Origin of the sequence: Pseudomonas nicosulfuronedens (assembly GCF_005877905.1) — a bacterium.
Taxonomy (GTDB): domain Bacteria; phylum Pseudomonadota; class Gammaproteobacteria; order Pseudomonadales; family Pseudomonadaceae; genus Pseudomonas; species Pseudomonas nicosulfuronedens.
In genome coordinates this window covers 1-1505 of sequence record NZ_SWDV01000114.1, presented here as the reverse complement: position 1 = coordinate 1505, position 1505 = coordinate 1, and the positions used below count along the sequence as shown (strand labels likewise).

Below are 1505 nucleotides of genomic sequence, written 5' to 3'. Positions count from 1 at the left end.
ACCGGGCCCTGGTTGGCGAAGAGCTTCATGCCCAGTTTCCTGGCGAACAGGCTGATGCCTTCGCCGACGGCGGTGGTGAAGCGCTTGGCGACGCTGATGTCCATGTTGGCGCCGGCGGTGGCGATCAGGTTCTGCGCGGCGGCGATCTGCAGGTGCTGGCCGCTGGTGAGGGCGATGCCGTCCGGGGCGCTGGCGAGGATGCCGGGTTGCTGCAGCAGGTCGAGGGCGGCCTTGAGTTGTTCGGGGGCGTAGAGGTCCGGTGCCTCGACCATGGCCAGGGCGGCGTCGCGGGCCATGCCGCGGAGTTCTTGCAGGGCTTGCTCCAGCTCGCGAACGGCGGCCTGCATGTCCAGCGTTTCGCCCTGGGCGCCGGGCTGGGCGTCGGCGCTGATGAACAGGCCCTTGCCGGCACGCACGGCACCGTGGCCATCGGTGCGCAGCTCGAAGCCTTCGCCGCGTTTCTGTTTCTGCGCGTCCACCAGGTGCCCGAGGTTGAGCTGGCTCTTGCCGCTGTGCTCGGTGGACAGCTTGATGTGCTCCTGGCCGCGCGTGTCGTCCATCCGCAGTTTGTTGTTGGCCGGCGTGCGCAGCACGTTGCGCTTGTAGTTCTGCAGGGTGACGAGGTCGGGGTGCCGCGAGTCGTGCATGGCGTGGGCGATGTAGGGCCGGTCAGGGTCGCCGTTTTCGAATTCGACGCGGACTTCGGTGCCCTGGATCAGCGGGAAATGCAGGCCATAGGTATCCCCGGCATAGGGGCGCGCCAGGCGCAGCCAGAGGCTCTCGCGGCCGGCCGGCCAATGGTCGCGGTCGAAGAGGAAGTGGCATTTGTAACGGCCTTCCTGGTCGATGTGGCCGTACAGGTCGTTGGGCTCGGGGCTGGTGACGCGCGCCGGCAGGCTGCCGGCGATGACGGGTTTGGTTGGCACGTCGGGGCGGAAACAGACCTGTTCGTCATAGGGAATGGCCTCGAACTGCACCTCGAAACTGCGATCGCGGGCGGCACTGCTGTGCAGGTGGACGATCACCGCGCCCTGCGCATAGGCCTCGTCGACATCATCGAGCTTCAGCACCTGGCCGGGGACCAGGACGGGGCTGCTGGTGCTGCCGGTCAGGCGCGTGCGGTTGTTGAGGTAGCGCTCGTGGGCAAGGCGCGCGTAGAAGTAGCCGCTCTCGCTCTCCAGGTCTTCGTCCTGGGCGTAGGCGTCGCCGAGCGTCTGGTGCGGCTCGCCGTAGTGATAGGCCTCGCCATAGGTGGTCTGTGGCGACTTGAGCAGGTCGACCTGCGCATCCAGCGAAGCGCCGGCATCGCGGTAGTGGTAGGCGCGGTTGCTGACCTGCTGCAGCGCCAGTTCATCGCGGCTCTGCAGGCCCCAGACGGCATCCTGGCCGCTGGACTCCAGCGATGACAGCGGACGCAACGGCAGGGCTGGCGCGGGCAGGTAATGGCGTTGGTCGTCATGGAACTCCAGCACCTCGATGCGCAGGCGCTCGTCCATGCTGAAGCG

1 protein-coding gene is annotated in these 1505 nt (G+C 67.5%); it reads right to left on the bottom strand.

What is annotated here, in order from left to right:
- On the bottom strand, positions 1-1505 hold a 1505-nt coding region (locus tag FAS41_RS30665; protein WP_138527022.1), incomplete at both ends, for a type VI secretion system Vgr family protein.